General features: G+C 40.8%; 15 protein-coding genes and 4 pseudogenes. 8 read left to right on the forward strand and 11 right to left on the reverse strand.

Annotation, left to right across the window (positions count from 1 at the left end; translation table 11 throughout):
• Nucleotides 1–16: 16 nt before the first annotated feature.
• Nucleotides 17–226 (reverse strand): hypothetical protein, encoded by a 210-nt coding sequence (locus tag DXB52_RS12515; RefSeq protein WP_472520141.1) that lies wholly within the window; start codon nt 224–226, stop codon nt 17–19.
• A 192-nt stretch (nt 227–418) separates the two neighbouring features.
• Here DXB52_RS12515 and DXB52_RS12520 point away from each other — a divergent pair.
• Both DXB52_RS12520 and DXB52_RS12525 read left to right on the forward strand, forming a co-directional pair.
• Nucleotides 419–781: pseudogene (locus DXB52_RS12520) on the forward strand (helix-turn-helix domain-containing protein); the annotation flags it as partial.
• A gap of 218 nt (nt 782–999) precedes the next feature.
• Nucleotides 1,000–1,173 (forward strand): annotated as a pseudogene (locus DXB52_RS12525) (helix-turn-helix domain-containing protein); the annotation flags it as partial.
• Nucleotides 1,174–1,612: 439 nt separating this feature from the next.
• Here DXB52_RS12525 and DXB52_RS12535 read toward each other — a convergent pair.
• The 5 genes from DXB52_RS12535 to DXB52_RS12560 all read right to left on the reverse strand — a co-directional run bounded on the left by DXB52_RS12535 (nt 1,613) and on the right by DXB52_RS12560 (nt 7,400).
• On the reverse strand, nt 1,613–2,026 hold the full coding sequence (locus tag DXB52_RS12535; RefSeq protein ID WP_118107579.1) for a sigma factor-like helix-turn-helix DNA-binding protein: 414 nt from the start codon (nt 2,024–2,026) through the stop codon (nt 1,613–1,615).
• A 475-nt stretch (nt 2,027–2,501) separates the two neighbouring features.
• Nucleotides 2,502–4,829 carry an ABC transporter permease gene (locus tag DXB52_RS12545; protein WP_117944162.1) on the reverse strand — a complete coding sequence of 776 codons (2,328 nt, stop codon included), beginning with the start codon at nt 4,827–4,829 and terminating at the stop codon, nt 2,502–2,504.
• Entirely contained in the window at nt 4,826–5,503 is a 678-nt protein-coding gene (locus tag DXB52_RS12550) for an ABC transporter ATP-binding protein (protein ID WP_055214148.1), read from the reverse strand. The genes DXB52_RS12545 and DXB52_RS12550 overlap by 4 nt, the downstream gene beginning before the upstream one ends.
• A 176-nt stretch (nt 5,504–5,679) precedes the next feature.
• Complete coding sequence (locus DXB52_RS12555; protein ID WP_117944163.1) at nt 5,680–6,711, reverse strand: sensor histidine kinase; 1,032 nt, start codon at nt 6,709–6,711, stop codon at nt 5,680–5,682.
• Entirely contained in the window at nt 6,708–7,400 is a 693-nt protein-coding gene (locus DXB52_RS12560) for a response regulator transcription factor (protein ID WP_117944164.1), read from the reverse strand. Before DXB52_RS12560 ends, DXB52_RS12555 begins: the two co-directional genes overlap by 4 nt.
• A gap of 239 nt (nt 7,401–7,639) precedes the next feature.
• Here DXB52_RS12560 and DXB52_RS12565 point away from each other — a divergent pair, with 239 nt between their 5' ends.
• On the forward strand, nt 7,640–7,996 hold the full coding sequence (locus tag DXB52_RS12565; protein WP_117944165.1) for a helix-turn-helix domain-containing protein: 357 nt from the start codon (nt 7,640–7,642) through the stop codon (nt 7,994–7,996).
• A 222-nt stretch (nt 7,997–8,218) separates the two neighbouring features.
• On the opposite strand, the pseudogene DXB52_RS12575 reads toward DXB52_RS12565, so the two are convergent.
• Nucleotides 8,219–9,471, reverse strand: a pseudogene (locus tag DXB52_RS12575) (relaxase/mobilization nuclease domain-containing protein).
• A gap of 114 nt (nt 9,472–9,585) precedes the next feature.
• Between DXB52_RS12575 and DXB52_RS12580 the strand changes: the two are divergent.
• The gene (locus DXB52_RS12580; RefSeq protein WP_055214156.1) at nt 9,586–10,998 is read left to right on the forward strand and encodes an ATP-binding protein; all 1,413 of its coding nucleotides are present in this window, start codon (nt 9,586–9,588) and stop codon (nt 10,996–10,998) included.
• Between the two features lie 89 nt (nt 10,999–11,087).
• On the opposite strand, the gene DXB52_RS17345 is transcribed toward DXB52_RS12580, so the two are convergent.
• Together DXB52_RS17345 and DXB52_RS17350 are read right to left on the reverse strand one after the other, a co-directional pair.
• Nucleotides 11,088–11,369 carry a CD1845 family protein gene (locus DXB52_RS17345; protein WP_173772115.1) on the reverse strand — a complete coding sequence of 94 codons (282 nt, stop codon included), beginning with the start codon at nt 11,367–11,369 and terminating at the stop codon, nt 11,088–11,090.
• A 142-nt stretch (nt 11,370–11,511) separates the two neighbouring features.
• Nucleotides 11,512–11,805: pseudogene (locus tag DXB52_RS17350) on the reverse strand (helix-turn-helix domain-containing protein); the annotation flags it as partial.
• A 287-nt stretch (nt 11,806–12,092) separates the two neighbouring features.
• On the opposite strand from DXB52_RS17350, the gene DXB52_RS12595 reads away from it, so the two are divergent.
• The 4 genes from DXB52_RS12595 (at nt 12,093) to DXB52_RS12605 (ending at nt 14,440) form a co-directional block, all read left to right on the forward strand.
• Nucleotides 12,093–12,470 (forward strand): plasmid mobilization protein, encoded by a 378-nt coding sequence (locus DXB52_RS12595; protein ID WP_117640207.1) that lies wholly within the window; start codon nt 12,093–12,095, stop codon nt 12,468–12,470.
• Nucleotides 12,457–13,116, forward strand: coding sequence for a relaxase/mobilization nuclease domain-containing protein (locus DXB52_RS17355; protein WP_330420805.1), 660 nt, complete (start codon nt 12,457–12,459; stop codon nt 13,114–13,116). The genes DXB52_RS12595 and DXB52_RS17355 overlap by 14 nt, the downstream gene beginning before the upstream one ends.
• On the forward strand, nt 13,077–14,105 hold the full coding sequence (locus tag DXB52_RS17360) for a hypothetical protein (protein WP_472520142.1): 1,029 nt from the start codon (nt 13,077–13,079) through the stop codon (nt 14,103–14,105). The genes DXB52_RS17355 and DXB52_RS17360 overlap by 40 nt, the downstream gene beginning before the upstream one ends.
• A gap of 128 nt (nt 14,106–14,233) precedes the next feature.
• A complete protein-coding gene (locus tag DXB52_RS12605; protein WP_117640203.1) occupies nt 14,234–14,440 on the forward strand; it encodes a DUF6219 family protein in 207 nt (68 codons plus the stop codon).
• 395 nt (nt 14,441–14,835) lie between these two features.
• On the opposite strand, the gene DXB52_RS12610 is transcribed toward DXB52_RS12605, so the two are convergent.
• Nucleotides 14,836–15,393 (reverse strand): hypothetical protein, encoded by a 558-nt coding sequence (locus DXB52_RS12610; RefSeq protein ID WP_118107583.1) that lies wholly within the window; start codon nt 15,391–15,393, stop codon nt 14,836–14,838.
• A 193-nt stretch (nt 15,394–15,586) separates the two neighbouring features.
• Entirely contained in the window at nt 15,587–15,997 is a 411-nt protein-coding gene (locus tag DXB52_RS12620) for an RES family NAD+ phosphorylase (RefSeq protein WP_118107587.1), read from the reverse strand.
• Between the last annotated feature and the right edge of the window lie 84 nt (nt 15,998–16,081).

Below are 16,081 nucleotides of genomic sequence, written 5' to 3' on the forward strand. Positions count from 1 at the left end.
TCATCTCCGCTTATTCTTACTTATTTTCAATTTTATATTTCAAAATACCAACATACTGAGAAATTAAAATTATAAAGGTAGTCAATGCAATCAAAGAAAGCATATCCTGTATTAAACCAACTGTACAACAGATGGCAAATGCAATAACTTCGATTAAAATTTTCATAGTTACCTTTTTGCAATGTTCTTTTTCAGTATTGTTAAGTTCTCGATTAATACTCTCCACTGTTCACTCCGTTCACAGTAACGTAGCCAAAATTCATTCCAGATTGCCTGCGGCAATGGAATTTTGGCTTGTATGTCTCGGGATTTTGGCATATTCATGCCAAAACACCTCGCGGGACAGTGGTGTGTGAACAGTAACAATCATATTACATTCTCATAATCCAACCCGAAATGTACAATGATATAGGGTGATATGAGAATGAACCAAGATGAAAGAAGGTTTGACTTTCATGGGCTCGGGCTCGCTTTGAAACAGGCCAGAGAGGAAAAGGGCTGGACGCAAGCCTATGTGGCGAAGCTGGTCGGCAAGACTGACCGCACCATTATGAACATCGAGAACAAAGGCCAGCACCCCAGCTTCAACCTGTTTTTCAAACTCGTCACCCTGTTCGACATTTCCGTAGATCAGTTTTTCTATACAGAAGGTCAGCGTGGAGAGAACAGTTGCAGAAAGCACATTGATGTGCTTTTAAGCTCGATGAATGAGAAAGAGCTTGTTGTCATGGAGGCCACAGCCGAAGGGCTCAAGAAAGCCAGAGAAACGGAGGTTCAAGAGGTATGGCTGTTTTGCGTCAGCAGTATGTACTGGTGGAAGCAATCCAAGCATGGATTGCTTCATTAAAAAAGAATCAACAATAAATCATTATTCGGAAAGACCAGCAACTTTGAGTGGCGCTGGTCTTTTATATATGGATTATAAACTTCAACTAACCTGCATATAGTAACATTCCACGGGCAAAGTATGAATTATACAATGTAACCGGGTGATGTTATATGGCGAAAGTTGAAGATTGTCCCGGTTTTGAAACCTTCGGTGCAGATGTCAAAGCCGCACGAGAGGCAAATCGTCTGACACGAAAAACATTGGCAGAATTGGTTGGGATTGAATGGCGGTATCTTGCCAACATCGAAAAAGACAGCACGATTCCCAGCCTGCCTGTGATAATCTAGTTGATTAAAGTCTGCTGACTTTTCATCCCTTTCAACCCCTTACAAAAATCGGCATAATCAAGCCTATTGACCGGTATAATAACAGGTCTCCGCTGGCGCGGTTGTCATAACTCCGCAGCGTCGTTTTACTCGTGCGCCGCAGGGTTCCCCCCAAGTCTTTAGGAGGCCGTGAGGAAGTATCTTTAAGCCCCCGTGCAGTCCTCGCGCCGAATCTGCCACCATCCGCTTTGTGAAATCGTAGATCGCTCCGAAACAGCTTTGTTCATCACCTCCCTAGCTGCTCCATCTTCGCGGCGTTCCACACTCGCTCGTACACGGGTTATGTACCTGTTATGCTGTCTATGAAATTGTCAAAGTGCTGTTGAAGGGGGAAAACTTGTCCTTCTATTAACTCTGACAAAAAGAGCAAAAAACGAGCGCACCAAACGAAACTTTTTCAAAAATACTTTGCCAGCTGCTTCAGACCGCGCCGGATGCTGTCACGGACACGGCTTGGGTCTACACCCTCCGCTACTGCTATTTCGCTCACACGCATACCCAGGTAATACCGGGCATAGATTCGCTTAGCCTGCTTCTCCGGCAGAGCCATCACAGCGGCATAGAGCTGTTCCCGCAGCTGCTTTTCTTCCAGGAGCATTTCCGGCGTCTGGGGCTTCAGCAGGATCGCATTTTCAATGCCGTTGTCGCAGTCCAGGGAGTAGTGCGCCTTATAGCGATACATCCTCCGGTCATAGGCAGCCTCTACACGCTCAGCGGCTCGAATCGTCTCCAGCACATCTTCGGTTACTTCTACAAAGTGATCGTTTTTGTAAATATCGGGATATAAGTCCTTAAGATTGACTTTCTTCATTATGTACCTCCATTTCAATTCACGGGCGATTGACGAGTGAATAGAAAGGAGGCGGGGATCGGCAGCGACATACTTCGGGAGCCTTCCCGAAAAATCGACAATAAAAAGCGCCAGCTCCCTGCAATGGGAAACCGGCGCGACAAAAACACCTATTATTCTGCTTTAGTAGGAATGATAATGCCGATAGGTAGTCATACCTCCCCGGAGGAGGGGCAAGGCTTTTTTTAATTGGTGCAGCTCATGGGTACTATGAATAACGAAAATTGACATGGCGGTATCCTCCTAAATACCGCCCTCCTGATTGCATGAGCATCGATCCGAAAATCAAAAAGAAACGGCGGCTCTGATCTTTTCAAAGCCGCCGCTTCATAGGCGCATGGAAATGTGTCTGCTGTGCGACGGCTTTTTTTCTTTTGCCGTCGCCCGGCAGAATGTTATTCAATATTCTGATACACTTTATTGCAGACTACTATAATCAATTTCTCATTATTTCAATGACGGACTGCTTCTTCCACGAGTGAATAAGTAATATAGTCATCAAAACTTCGAGTAGTAACATTACAGTAACAAATAGTAAAAAGGCTCTGGTTGGAAATACAAATCCTGTAGACATTCCTGCTTTTTCAAGAAAAGTACCGATCATATATCCTCCAGGTATTCCAATAATAATAGTCATGAAAAGTGAAATTCCAGTATTGAAAAGCCCTTCTATCATAAAAGACTGTTCTAACTGTTTGTTTGTCATACCAATAGATTTTAGGGTTCCCATTTCTTGTTTCTGCGATAATAGGTTTGTAACAGTGAGATTAATTTGATTGATTACTGCAAACACCCATAGAATAGCCGAAATGATATAGGCTAAGGTAAAACCAGCTTGGTTATCTTCTTGATGTTCTTTTGTAAAATCTTGAAGGGTCTGTAAGCTAACTTCATCGTTCCCAGCAATTAAAGAACGAATTTTATTCTCCGCTTCCTGTATGCTTTCAGGCTCAGTCTGTACTTCTATCGCATAAGTGCAATCGTAACCAACAAGTTCATGCATCATTTTTTCGGGCATCCTAAAAATATAGCCACCCATTCCATCATTACTGGAGGTGATTGCACCAATTTTGAATGTTTTTGTTATTGTTTTACCACTATTATTTTTGAAATTAAAGGTCACAGTATTCCCAATTTGAGGTTTCCAATGGTAAACATCATAGACACGATCAGGATCACTTACAATTAACTCCGTGTTTTCTGTTATATTCCCCGATACAATAGCTGTGGTTAAGGAATCCATATCTTTTTCATTGTATCCCATCAACAAGGTTTCATCAGCAACATCATTGCTTGTTGAAAATTCAGCTGGTAATGTAGCGTAGGTAAACACATTACGAACACCATCCATAGTAGCAATGTTTCTATTTAGATCAGAAAAATATTCTTTGCGTAATACTGCATCTAAATTCTCACTATCATTTTCTAAATCTACACTGATTTTGAAATCCCCATGTCGTATATCCCAGTAACGAGCCATACTTTCTGCATTAAAAGAACTTTGATAACTCGCTGCAAAAAAGAAAATAATTCCGCATAGCCCCATTGAAAGTATCGTCAATACTGATTTTTTGCGATTCCTAAAAAAGCTGATTTTAGCTAAATATGCAGGTGTAATACGATGTCTTTTATGACTACGATAATTGATCGTTTCTACCTGATTTTTCAAGGCGGCTATCGGAGATACATTGGCAGCAATTCTTGCTGGCTTACGAACACTGATATATACAAGAAGTATTCCAAAAAGGCTTGCTCCACACAAAGAAACAGCAAAGGCAAATACAGACCATCCTTTTGATTGCAAGCAATAGCTGATAATCGTTCCCACTATGCTACCAATTAAAATGCCCGGAGAAGCAAGAATATAGCCTTGTTTAAGCACTATTTTATAAATCTGCTTTTTACTTGCTCCTATGGTTCGTAATTGTCCGAACTCAGCAACCTTTTGACCAACCGAAATGTAAAAAATACTGTAAATTACAAGTGCAGCAGCTAAAAAAAGAATTCCTGCAAGCACAATATATGCCGCATAATTACTAACCGAAAGCCCCGCGTTGACATAATCATAATAGCTGCTGACTGTCCAATCTTTTAATCCTGTGTTTTCCGAAATTTGGGATAATAGTTCCTCTGCTTCGTCTTTGGTAAAGGTATCGGCATTCTCAAGCCACACATATCCATTCAGTAAATCATTTCCCCTTAACTCCTGGCATTTTGCGAAAGAAACAAAAACAGGGTAAGCAGAAGCATCTTGGTCATGATATATGCCAACAATCGTATATTTTTTTACGGTCCCGTCTAAATTTAACTGGATTGTAGTATTGATTTTGGCAGGGACATTTTCACCTTCAAAAAAGGCATCTGTAACCGCAATTTCGTTTGATTGTTCTGGATATTTTCCCTCAAAATCTGGTATTAAATTGAACATCGTGTCATCATAGTAAATCAATGACAACTCTTTGGAATTTTGTTCAACTGTTTTAATGTTACAAGAAAGACCTATACTTTGAACGCCTTCTTCAGACGACAAATTTTCTTTGTCTTTTTGCGTAATATCAAAGAAAATTCCCTGATGTAATCCTGAAACCTCATTTTGGTTCTGATGAATAATATTTTGAACTGTCAGCAAAGACATCATAATCATTGCAACGGCAACAACAATCGCAGAAATACAGAACAAATTTTTCTTCTTATCAAAAGCTATACTTTTTTGTGCCATATTTTTGATTATAGCACCGGTATCATTTTCAAAAGGCCAAATCATAGTTCCATACCTCCGGTTATTTTTCCGTCCTCAATCCGTATGATGCGGTCTGCAAGACGGGCAATATCATCATTATGAGTAATCATAACGATCGTTTGATGAAATTCCACACTGGTTCGTTTGAGTAAGCCAATGACATCACTGCTTGTTTTACTGTCAAGGTTGCCTGTAGGCTCGTCGGCCAGTACGATAGCTGGTTTTGTAATCAATGCGCGGGCGATTGCTACACGCTGCTGCTGGCCGCCGGAAAGATTGTTCGGCATATTATTCAGTTTATCTTCCAACCCCAGCATCATTACAACATTATCCATAAACTTCTGATCTACAATATCTCCATCCAATTCCACAGGTAAAACGATATTTTCATAGACATTCAGCATTGGAACAAGATTATAATTTTGAAAAATAAAACCTATATTTCGGCGTCGGAAGATGGTAAGCTGCTCGTCGTTCTTCTTTGCCAGTTCTTCACCCCTGACAATTATAGTTCCACTGGTAGGGGTATCCAGTCCGCCCATCATGTGAAGAAGGGTGGACTTGCCACTGCCGGAAGTTCCAACAATAGCCACAAACTCTCCATCCTCCACAGAAATATTAACTCCATCAAGGGCACGAGTAATATTCGGCTCTGCACCGTAATACTTTTTCAGGTCAATCGTCTGTAAAACGCTCATATTCAAAACTCCTTTCAAGGCTTCCTTTGTATTGATAATGTCATTATAAACCACAAATGTCCGCGAAATGTTACAGCGGCCAAAAAATCTCATTGAAAATCGGGGTGAAATGTTACAACGCTCGGACATTTCAAAAAATTTACGGCGGGCAGCCAGAAATGGCCGTCCGCCGCGTTCTATTTTGTAGGCAGCATAATGGAAAATGCCGAACCCTTGCCCAGCTCCGAAACCACTTTGATATAACCGCCCTGCCGTGTTACGATTTCACGGGCCAGATACAGGCCAATACCCACGCCCTGCTGTTCGTGTACTTCTTCCTCTCGATAGAAGCGCCGAAAGATGGCAGCCTGATTGCTTTCGGAAATGCCCTTTCCGGTGTCGGTCACTTTGATCTCCACATACATTTCCCACAGCACCACCGACACAGCGATTTTCCCGCCTGCCGAGGTGTACTTCACCGCATTGTCCAGCAGGTTAAAGAGGGCTTCCGATGTCCACTTGCTGTCATGGGAGACGGTTAAATCTTCCGGGCAGTCCACGGTCACGGAGATTTCCTTTTTCTCCGCTGCATACACGATCCCGCTCATGGCTTGTGCCACAGTATCAAAAAGGCGGCCCATTTCCTTATCCAACTGGATCACGCCCGTTTCCAGACGGGAAGTTTTCACAAGGGCCTGAAAGAGAAAGTCCAGCTTATCCGTCTGGCTGCGGATTCCCCGGATAAAGTCGGTGCGCTCCGCTTCGGCCATAGGCTTTTCCAGCAAGGTATCCGTCGCCATTTTTAGATTGCTGACCGGAGTTTTTACCTGATGGGAAATGTCCGATACAAGGGTCTGTAATTCCCGCCGTTCCTCATCCACCCGACGACGGTTCTCCTGCATGATTTGATACAATCGGGACAACCGATGGCTAATGCGAGCAAACTGAGTTTCCTGTTCTTCTAATAGCATCGGTTCTTCATTTCCACTAATCATGCTGTCGATTGTTCTGCACAAATCAGAGGTAAAGGATATCAATCTTTTTGCAAGTATTTGTGCGCAAACCACAAACCATATAAATGTACATAGCAACAACAATATTCCAGCCAGCAATACAGATGTTTGTTTCGTAAAAATGAATATGGTCAGAGTAATGACTATTATCGAAACTGCCTGTCCTACCATAATCCAACTAAATAGCTGCTTTACCGAGAGGTTCTTAAACTTCATTTTACATCGCCTCCCGTCCATTGATATCCCATACCGTAAACAGTCTTGATGTAGGGCGCACCGCCGTCAGATTCGATTTTGCTGCGAATCCGGCTGATAGAGGTTGTTAGGGTATGTTCATCCACAAACTTCTCGTCTATATCCCATAGCTTTTCCAAAAGCTGTCCACGGGTTAGTACTTGCCGAGGATTTTTACGGAATAGATTCAGCATTTTGTACTCCATCGGGGATAGGTTCAGGGGTTTACCATTCAGGGAAGCTGTCTGCTCCGAGAAGTCCAGAAACAGCCGCCCGTCGTCGTAAATGTCCTTGGCCGGTTTGTGGTGTTCCAGCATGGCGAACATGGCTTTGATTTTTCGCTGCAAAGCTCCGATTACAAAGGGCTTTGTGATGTAGTCCACCGCACCCACCTCATAGCCTCGTATCTGGTCGCTCTCCTGATCATTGGCAGTCAGGAAAATTACGATGGTGTCCGGGTATCGGGGCTTTATCAGCTTGCATAACTCAAAACCGTTTCCGTCCGGCAGGTTGATGTCCAGCAGCACTAGATCAAATTCCAACTGACAGATGACATCGGCTGCGGTTCTGGCATTTAGGGCGGAAGTCACTCCGTAACCGTCTGCGGTCAGGTTATAGGCTAACATCTTATTCAAAAAACTGTCGTCCTCGACAATTAAAATTTGCTTCATATATCCTCACTTCCTTTGCTTTGACAAATAGTATAACATACAAATGTCCGCGAAATGTTACAGCGGACAGATTTTTTCAAAAAATTATCCACCTATATTATAATTTGATTCAGTTAATGATACAAGGATGGCATTCAAGTCTTCTTAAAAAATCAGCATAATCAAGCCTATTGACCGGCATAATAAGGTTATTCCCTTGTGCAAATCGGCACGATAGAATATACTTGAGGTGAGTGATTATGCCGATTGATGATTTGACTGCTTTGGGGCAAAAAATGCGGGAAGCCCGAAAGAAAAAAGACCTGACACAGCAGGAGCTTGCGGATCTGAGCCATGTATCTGTCAAGCAGATCGCCAGCATTGAAAAGGGACAAATAAATCCGTCCTATTTGATTTTGAGAGCATTGGCAAAGATCCTGCACATCTCTTTAGATACGCTTATAAATCCAGATGTTTCCCTGGAAGATGAGGGTGTCAATCAGATGAAAATGCTTTATTCCAGCTGTCCGCCAGAAATGCGTGACACCCTACTGCATCACACCCAGGAAACGGTGAAGGAACTGACAGAGTTGTCCGAGAAATTTGAAACGAATTGAGCCAGTGAGTGAAATTTAACGATTCTCTCACTGGTTCTTTTCATTTTCGGAGAAAAGAGGCAAGCAATGCCTGTGTTAATACACACAGGCCCGCAGAGAAGAAAATCCCTCCGTGATTTTCCTCTCCGCTTGCTTGTTGAGGGCAACGCCCCCAAGCCCCTTTGAACACAGAATTTCATTCTGTGGCTGCGCGTTCTGCGAACGCTTTTGACCAGGACCAGCTTACCGCTGGCCGTGGTCTTTTTCTTTTTCAACATCCTGTTCTACCTCCATTTTCAGCACTCGATCTACATTTACCTTTGCCGTTAAAAGCTCCCGCATTTCCTCACGGGAACGCCGGTACTCGGCATAGGTCTTTTTCTTCTCTTCCAGCAATTTCACGTACTCCGTCTGCAACTCTTTGACCTTGGGAAGCTTCTTGACCCCCATCTCATCAAAGGCATTCTTAGCAGCCTGGTGGAGCAGAATTTCTTCCTCATGTTCCTCCCGGAATTTCTTAGAGTAACCCGCCTTGCGGTATGCCACATAGACCTCACGGGTCTTGGCATAATTTACGATGTGAGTACGCAGAACAGCGATCTCTGCCATGCGCTTTTCAGCCGCTTTGATCTGCGCCGAAAGCTCATTGTGATGTGCCGTGACAGCCGCAGCCTTTTCTTCCAAAAGCGCATACTCCAGCAGATTGTTCTCTGACAGGTAATTCATGGTCTGCGCCATTTGTTTCAGATTGAAAACTTTAGCCCATCGAGTATAGCCAGCACCTTTTCCAGCCTGCAATTTTGCCTGAATGTCCACCAGCAGATTGATCTTTGGCGGCTCTGCCTGTGCGACTGTTTTCTTTCGCGGGGTATGTGCTTTCTTCCCGGAGAGAACTGCCCGCAAATCTTCCAATCCATATCCTTCGCCCAGACTGTCCATGCGGGCGGCTTTCTCCCAACCAGAGAGCTTCAGTCGATACGATTTTCCGCGCTTTGAAACTTCACAACCATACTCTTGCAACAGCTTCAGCAGTTCTTCAAAGTCAGCAGGACTTTGTGATAATGCGTTGTCAATCGCCACACGAAGCAGCTCTCGGTGAGAGGGCTTTGCCTGATCGCCCAGCCATTTGTTATAGCTCTTTCCGTGAGGTTTCGGATTCTCTACAATGGACAGTCCATTCTCAATACAGATGGTGTCACTTAGCCGACGAACCGCCTTGGTGCTGCCCCAAAAGTTTCGGAACTTCCGGTCATATTCTAAGCTGACCAATGACCAGATAATGTGATTATGAATGTGCGACTTGTCTATGTGAGTGCAGACTACAAAGGCATGATTGCCTTTAGTAAAACGCTTTGCAAATTCTACGCCCAGCCGGTAATGAGCCTGCCGTTATCTGTTTTCTTTGGATTGGCCACATAGTCGATGATGTCACTGATCGCCCGACTCTCTGTGCGGCCTTTGCCGACATGAAGCGGCATGATTCTTGTAGTTGCCATAAAAAGCCCTCCTCTCAAAATATTTTCTCTGAACTCTTTGTGCCTATCGTTGAAATAAACTCTCCTTATGGGTATAATATAAAGAAACTACCAATACCTCAAAGGAGGGATTTTATGATAGAACAGCTAATTGCTGAAGCAACCGAATGTGATTTCAAAGTTGCACTTGAAATAAAAAAACCCAAAAGCTGGTTAAAAAGTGTCAGTTCCTTTTCTAATGGAATCGGCGGAACTCTGTTTTTCGGAATCTCTGATGACCGGAAACCTATTGGCTTGTCCGATGTTCAAAAGGATGCTGAGGCAATCAGCCGCTTAATCAAAGAACGAATCACACCATTACCTCAGTTTATCTTAAAACCATTACAGGAAGATGGTAAAAATCTATTAGCTCTGGAGGTTTCTCCCGGCCGCAGCACCCCATATTATTACAAGGCAGACGGAGTGATGGAAGCATATATCCGTGTTGGAAATGAAAGCGTAATTGCCCCGGATTACATTGTAAATGAATTGATCTTAAAGGGAACCAATCAGTCCTTTGATACCCTAACAACAGACGCGGTAAAAAAGGATTACAGCTTTACACTTCTGGAAGCAACCTATCTGGAACGGACCGGTCTCCGCTTTGAGCCATCCGATTATGTTTCCTTTGGTTTGACTGATAAAAATGGACTCCTGACCAATGCCGGAAAACTCATGACCGATCAGCACACGGTTTATAACTCCCGTATGTTCTGTACCCGGTGGAATGGCTTTGAAAAAGGCTCTATCTTTGATGATGCATTGGACGATAAAGAATACGAAGGGAATCTGATTTATCTACTGAACAGCGGCAGTGAATTTATTCGCAATAATTCCAAAGTCCGTTTTGTCAAAAAGGCACAGTATCGTGTAGACAAGCCGGATTATGCTGAACGAGCTGTGACAGAGGCTCTTGTTAATGCGCTTATCCATCGTGATTATATTGTGCTTGGCAGCGAAATCCATATTGATATGTTTGATGATCGGGTGGAAATCACATCTCCGGGCGGTATGTTTGGCGGCGGCTCAATTCAGGAATACGATATTTACAGTATTCGTTCGATGCGACGAAACCCTGTGATTGCTGACCTGTTCCACCGCATGAAGTACATGGAACGCCGTGGAAGTGGTCTGCGCAAAATCGTCAGTGAAACTGAAAAGCTGCCTGGATACACAGAGGCATATAAGCCCGAATTTTCCTCAACAGCGACAGATTTCAGAGTTATTTTGAAAAATGTGAATTACATCATGTGCGGTGCTTCCGCACATGATACAGCACATGATGCCGCACATGATACATCTGTGATCAGCAAGCAAAACTTGCTATTGGAATTTTGTGCAGACCCTAAAAGTCGAGATGAAATGCAAGCATATATTGATGTTTCCAGCCGTTCTCACTTCAGCAAATATTACCTCAAGCCTTTATTATCTTCTGGTAAACTTGAAATGATGTTTCCAGACAAACCCAAAAGCAAAAACCAGAAATACACTACCGTTCATTCCAAATAACCAAGAAGCAGGGCACTGGGTCTCATCTCCCATTGTCCTGCTTCTTTTCATTCCAGATTTATTCACATCATTTACCCATACATCCAATCCTAGATCGCAAATTTCAAATCCTGCACCTTACCCAACAGCCAGATCGCCGCAAGCGGCAATCCCATCGGGCTAATCAAAAAAGCTATAACCAACAAAATCACACCATTCTGCGGGGAATAGGTAATAATCACAGCCGCGCCAAGCAGAGCAATTACCGTGCTTAGTAGACCAAGCACCAGACTGGATATGTAGATCAGCCCCGTGCAGAGCCAAACGAAAAGCGTCAACACCAAAATGACTGGTGCAGTTATGACCAAAATGACTGATGCAGTTATGATCATCAGCAGACATTTCAAAAGGTATACTAATCAGCCCTAAAATACCAATAGTTAAAAATACAATACTATAATTTCTATCTTTTTTGAAAGAAGTTTTATTGTTATCAATTTTTTCAACAACGTCTCCTGACTTTAACATTTCATCAACTGGAATATCAAATTTCTCACTTATTAGAATAAGTGTATTAATATTTGGAACAGAGACTCCCATTTCCCATCTAGACACCGCCTGTCTTGTTACTCCTACCATTTCAGCAAATTGTTCCTGAGAAAGCTTGTTATCTTGCCTTATCTTAAGAACTGCCTTTGCAATGTTTTGATTACTATCTTTTACTTTCCTCCTCCTTTTGTTTGATTGTATTATACAGTTGATATACCATTTGGGCAAGCAATACAACTTTACATTTTCGCAATTAACTATTGCTTTTTGTTTTTTCATTTATATAAACTTCTTATTTCCATTTTTTCTGTAAATCGGCTTATATATGAAGCAGTCATTTTTAGAGCAAGTTTCGCAATGTCGGACAAAAACCCCTGCGGGATTTTTTCTGACTTGCAACTTGATGGGGATTTCGTTTCCCCATACCCTCGACCGCAATCAAAGATATGTGTATTGGTTCCCATTTGCATGGTCACAGCGTGATGCTTTTTCATCACTTGCTTTCACAGCTCACTGTGAATTTTCTATTTTTCCTGCGGAACCTTTATGCCAGAAAGGAGCATTGAATGACACGACCACAAAAAGAAATGGACATGAAACGAGAACACCGGGTAACCATCCGCCTGACTGATATAGAGTTTTCCATCATAGAAAATGCAGCGGAACAGGCAGAAATGAGCATTTCAGAATACATGAGGACTCAAACTATGGAAGGAAATGTAACTGCACGATTTGAAATTGTTGCTGATGTTGATGAAATCAAAAAACTAATCGGTGAATTTGGCAAGATTGGAAGCAACCTAAATCAGATTGCCCGATATTTTAATCAAGGTGGAATTATCTCTTCTGAAATGAGAAATGAAATCCGAAAGTCTCTCCGGGACATTTATGAAATGAAATATAAAGTAATGAAAATGGCAGGTGATTTCCGTGGCAGTAATTAAACATATTGCAAGCAAAAATGCTGACTATGGAGAATCGGAACGTTATCTTATCTTCCAGCATAATGAATATACGCAAAAACCGATTCTTGATGAGGAAGGGCATATGATATTGAGAGAAGAATATTATCTGGACGGTTTGAACTGTGATCCATTCTCTTTTGCATCTGAATGTCAGGAATTGAACATCTACTACCACAAGAACAAAAACTTCAATGAGATAAAATCCCATCACTATATCATCAGCTTCGACCCGAAAGACAGGGAGGAATGTGGATTGACCGGTGAACGTGCCCAGCAACTTGGATTGACTTTTGCAAAGAAAAATTTTCCCGGTCATCAGGCTTTAGTCTGTACTCATACCGATGGTCATAACGAAAGTGGAAACATCCATGTACACATCGTAATCAACAGTCTCCGTAAATATAACATACCGCAAGAACCCTATATGGAATTTGACTGTGAATCAAAAGCCGGATACAAGCACCATCTAAGTACAGCATATCTTGCACATCTGAAACAGGAAGTCATGAATATGTGTAAAAAAGAAGGACTACATCAGGTTGATCTGCTCACTCCTGCTGAAAGAAAAATCACAGAAAAAGAATATTGGCACAACGCCGGGGACAGGAAAAACTCGATAAGTTGAATCAGAAAATGAAAGAAGATGGAATCACGCCAAAGGAAACACGTTACCAGACAGAGAAACAATTTCTTCGTGACGCTATTGATGATGCTGCAAGTACCGCCCGATCACCAGAAGAATTTTCAAAAATCCTTGATGAAAAATATCACATCATCTTCAAGATCAGTCGAAACCGATATAGCTATCTTCACCCTGGCAGAAAAAAATATATCACTGGAAGGAATCTCGGAACCAGATACACAGAAGATTTTCTCTTGAAAGCATTTGAGGAAAACACGAAATCCCATAGAGAACAGAAAGAAGAAATTCTGGAACAGCAGACTCCAAATACTTCCACAGATTTGCCAACTGTTCCTTTTTCCGATACTTCTGCTATCCCTGCACCATTCATTTTCATAAAATCAGATCTCCGACTTGTCATAGATCTACAAACCTGTATTAAAGCACAGCAGAGCGAAGCCTATGCTCAAAAAGTAAAACTCACCAATTTGAAGCAGATGGCTCAGACTGTTGCCTACATACAGGAACATGGCTATGATTCTCTTGAGGATTTCCATGCAGCACTCAATCAGGCATCAGACCAGACCAGTGCTTCCAGAAAATCTTTAAAAGATACTGAACAGCAACTTAAAGATGTGAATGAGCAGATTCATTTTACCGGACAATATCTGGCATATAAAAATGTGTACGCCGATTATCGTAAAAATCGAAACAAAGAGAAATTTTATGAAGAACACCGGGCAGAACTTTCCCTGTATGACACAGCTCTCCGAACACTCAAAGAAAAATCTGGCGGGAATAAATTGCCTTCCATGAAAGCTCTCTATGCTGAAAAGGACCAGCTTATTGAATTAAGGGATAGACAGCGTGAAGATTTTTCTAACCACCGGGATTATGAACGGGAACTTCGCACTGTGTCGGCGAATATTGAAATGATTCTTGGGAAAAATCGTGAGCAGGAACAACAGCTTGAAAAGAATCAGGATTTATAATTCCTATAATCTCTATCGTTTTTTCTAAACCACAAAAATATCATTTTAAATATAAGCCAATGAACAAATTCCTGTTTTCATCTTTCTCAAAAAGATGTATGATATAGAAAAAAATAGGAGGTATTAAGATGAAATCACATAAATATTGGTCACTTGGTGCATTGGCAACCATGATTGGAACTTTTTACACTGGTTATAAAGATATGAAATCCGCACATAAATATTTTGCTTGCAGCTCTCTTATCTGCATGATTATGGCTATCTATTCTGGTCATAAAATGATTTCTGGAAAATCCAGAAAGAAGAAGGACTCTGTTTCTGAAGAATCTGAATAACAAATACATAGATAAAAGGAGACTGTAATAGTCTCCCTTTTAGTGAAAGATGAACTCTAATTTAATTTTATATTTCTTACTGCCGCATAGCTATCATCTGCTAAACCTATCTTCTCCATTTTCTGCACGATTTCTTTCTGTGACTTTTCTCTATGCAGGATAAATGCTGAATCCATTCTGGTAATATTAACACCTCCAGTAACGCACCTATCGTATCTACACCGTTTCTCTTTAACACATTATCTGCTCGTGTATTAAATCTCAAAAATGAAATTGATTCTTCTAAAATATTTTCTGGCAAACATGAAAAAGTCATATAATCCAAATGACTTTAACTCTTCATTCAACTGGATTACGAATAAATACAGGACATCGGTTTACTTTCTCGCCTCTATTTAATTGCAAAGTTCCTCTAAATTTTTTAATATATCCACTTCCATTTTTTTTCGAATTTTTTCATGCTCCTGACTTAATTCATCAAATATTATCCGTAATTCCTTTTTCATAGATTCTTCTTGATATAGTTCTTTTTTTTCTATTTGAGTACACGACTGTATTCTTTTTAATATTCCTTCAAATCTAGGAGAACAATGCTCAAACGGAGCTTTTAAAAAATACGCCATTCCTTTTTTTAAATCTTGCTGATTAAAATAAAAAGCTCCCAAAAATTCATATGCATTCTGTTTATTATCAATTGCAGATATTCTATCAAGGAACTTCTTCTCATCCTTATCTGACTGAAATTCTTTTTCTGCAACTTTCTGCAGTAGTTCATCTTCATAATTTATTTTTTCTTGTATATATTCACATATGCTTTCTCTCTTTTGTTCCTCTGAAATGTTACCTGGCATCAAAAGTTTTTTGCAATCTTTATATTTTTTATATTCTGCCTCCAGTAACTCATATTCATATGAGATTCTTTTTGCTTTACACATCCTTTCAGAATATTTCACTAATTTAAACAATCCTTTTTAAAGCTCACAACATTTTTCCCTGATCCTTGTGTACTAAAAAAAACAATCCCATCATATCCCAACATTTTAAATATATCGGAAAAAAACTGTGTAACCAAATAATAATCTTTTATATCACTATGTACCGGTCTGGTCAAAATATCATATAATATTTCTTCTGAATTACTTTCAATCAAACATAGTTACCTTTTTTCACACACTCAAACTCCACAATAGAGCAGATTTGTCCTACTTGTAAATGAATTTCAGCAATACATGTTTCAATATTATCTGCCAAGTAAAGATAAGATACTCCTTGTCTATTAAATCTTCCGCCTTGCACAAATTTTGCTGGTGGTTTTTCCATGTCACTCCCGAAATACGGTATCTTACATTTAATATCTAAATCGTCTATTGCCGCTTCTATTACACCATTTCCAACTCTCGCTCTATAAAATATCTGCCCTGTATCAATAATTTCCGTTTTGAATTTATCTTTTTCTTTTTTAAAATCCTCAAGAATATCACCAAAAAAATCACTATAATTTTCCTTTAATATTTTTTTCTCCAATTCTTCAAAATATTCTTTCGTCAATATTTCCATAGCTGCTCTCCCTCATATAAATTATTTTCATATTAAGTATCCATCATAATACTAAATCATTCTTCTATAAGTTCTAAATTTCTT

The organism is Ruminococcus sp. OM04-4AA (assembly GCF_003462585.1).
Classification (GTDB): domain Bacteria; phylum Bacillota; class Clostridia; order Lachnospirales; family Lachnospiraceae; genus Mediterraneibacter; species Mediterraneibacter faecis.

What these genes read in the sequence shown, in the direction of transcription:
- DXB52_RS12535 (WP_118107579.1), bottom strand. Translation starts at nt 2,026, where the DNA reads ATGAAGAAAGTCAATCTTAAGGACTTATATCCCGATATTTACAAAAAC.
- DXB52_RS12545 (WP_117944162.1), bottom strand. Translation starts at nt 4,829, where the DNA reads ATGATTTGGCCTTTTGAAAATGATACCGGTGCTATAATCAAAAATATG.
- DXB52_RS12550 (WP_055214148.1), bottom strand. Translation starts at nt 5,503, where the DNA reads ATGAGCGTTTTACAGACGATTGACCTGAAAAAGTATTACGGTGCAGAG.
- DXB52_RS12555 (WP_117944163.1), bottom strand. Translation starts at nt 6,711, where the DNA reads ATGAAGTTTAAGAACCTCTCGGTAAAGCAGCTATTTAGTTGGATTATG.
- DXB52_RS12560 (WP_117944164.1), bottom strand. Translation starts at nt 7,400, where the DNA reads ATGAAGCAAATTTTAATTGTCGAGGACGACAGTTTTTTGAATAAGATG.
- DXB52_RS12565 (WP_117944165.1), top strand. Translation starts at nt 7,640, where the DNA reads ATGCCGATTGATGATTTGACTGCTTTGGGGCAAAAAATGCGGGAAGCC.
- DXB52_RS12580 (WP_055214156.1), top strand. Translation starts at nt 9,586, where the DNA reads ATGATAGAACAGCTAATTGCTGAAGCAACCGAATGTGATTTCAAAGTT.
- DXB52_RS17345 (WP_173772115.1), bottom strand. Translation starts at nt 11,369, where the DNA reads ATGATCATAACTGCATCAGTCATTTTGGTCATAACTGCACCAGTCATT.
- DXB52_RS12595 (WP_117640207.1), top strand. Translation starts at nt 12,093, where the DNA reads ATGACACGACCACAAAAAGAAATGGACATGAAACGAGAACACCGGGTA.
- DXB52_RS12605 (WP_117640203.1), top strand. Translation starts at nt 14,234, where the DNA reads ATGAAATCACATAAATATTGGTCACTTGGTGCATTGGCAACCATGATT.
- DXB52_RS12620 (WP_118107587.1), bottom strand. Translation starts at nt 15,997, where the DNA reads ATGGAAATATTGACGAAAGAATATTTTGAAGAATTGGAGAAAAAAATA.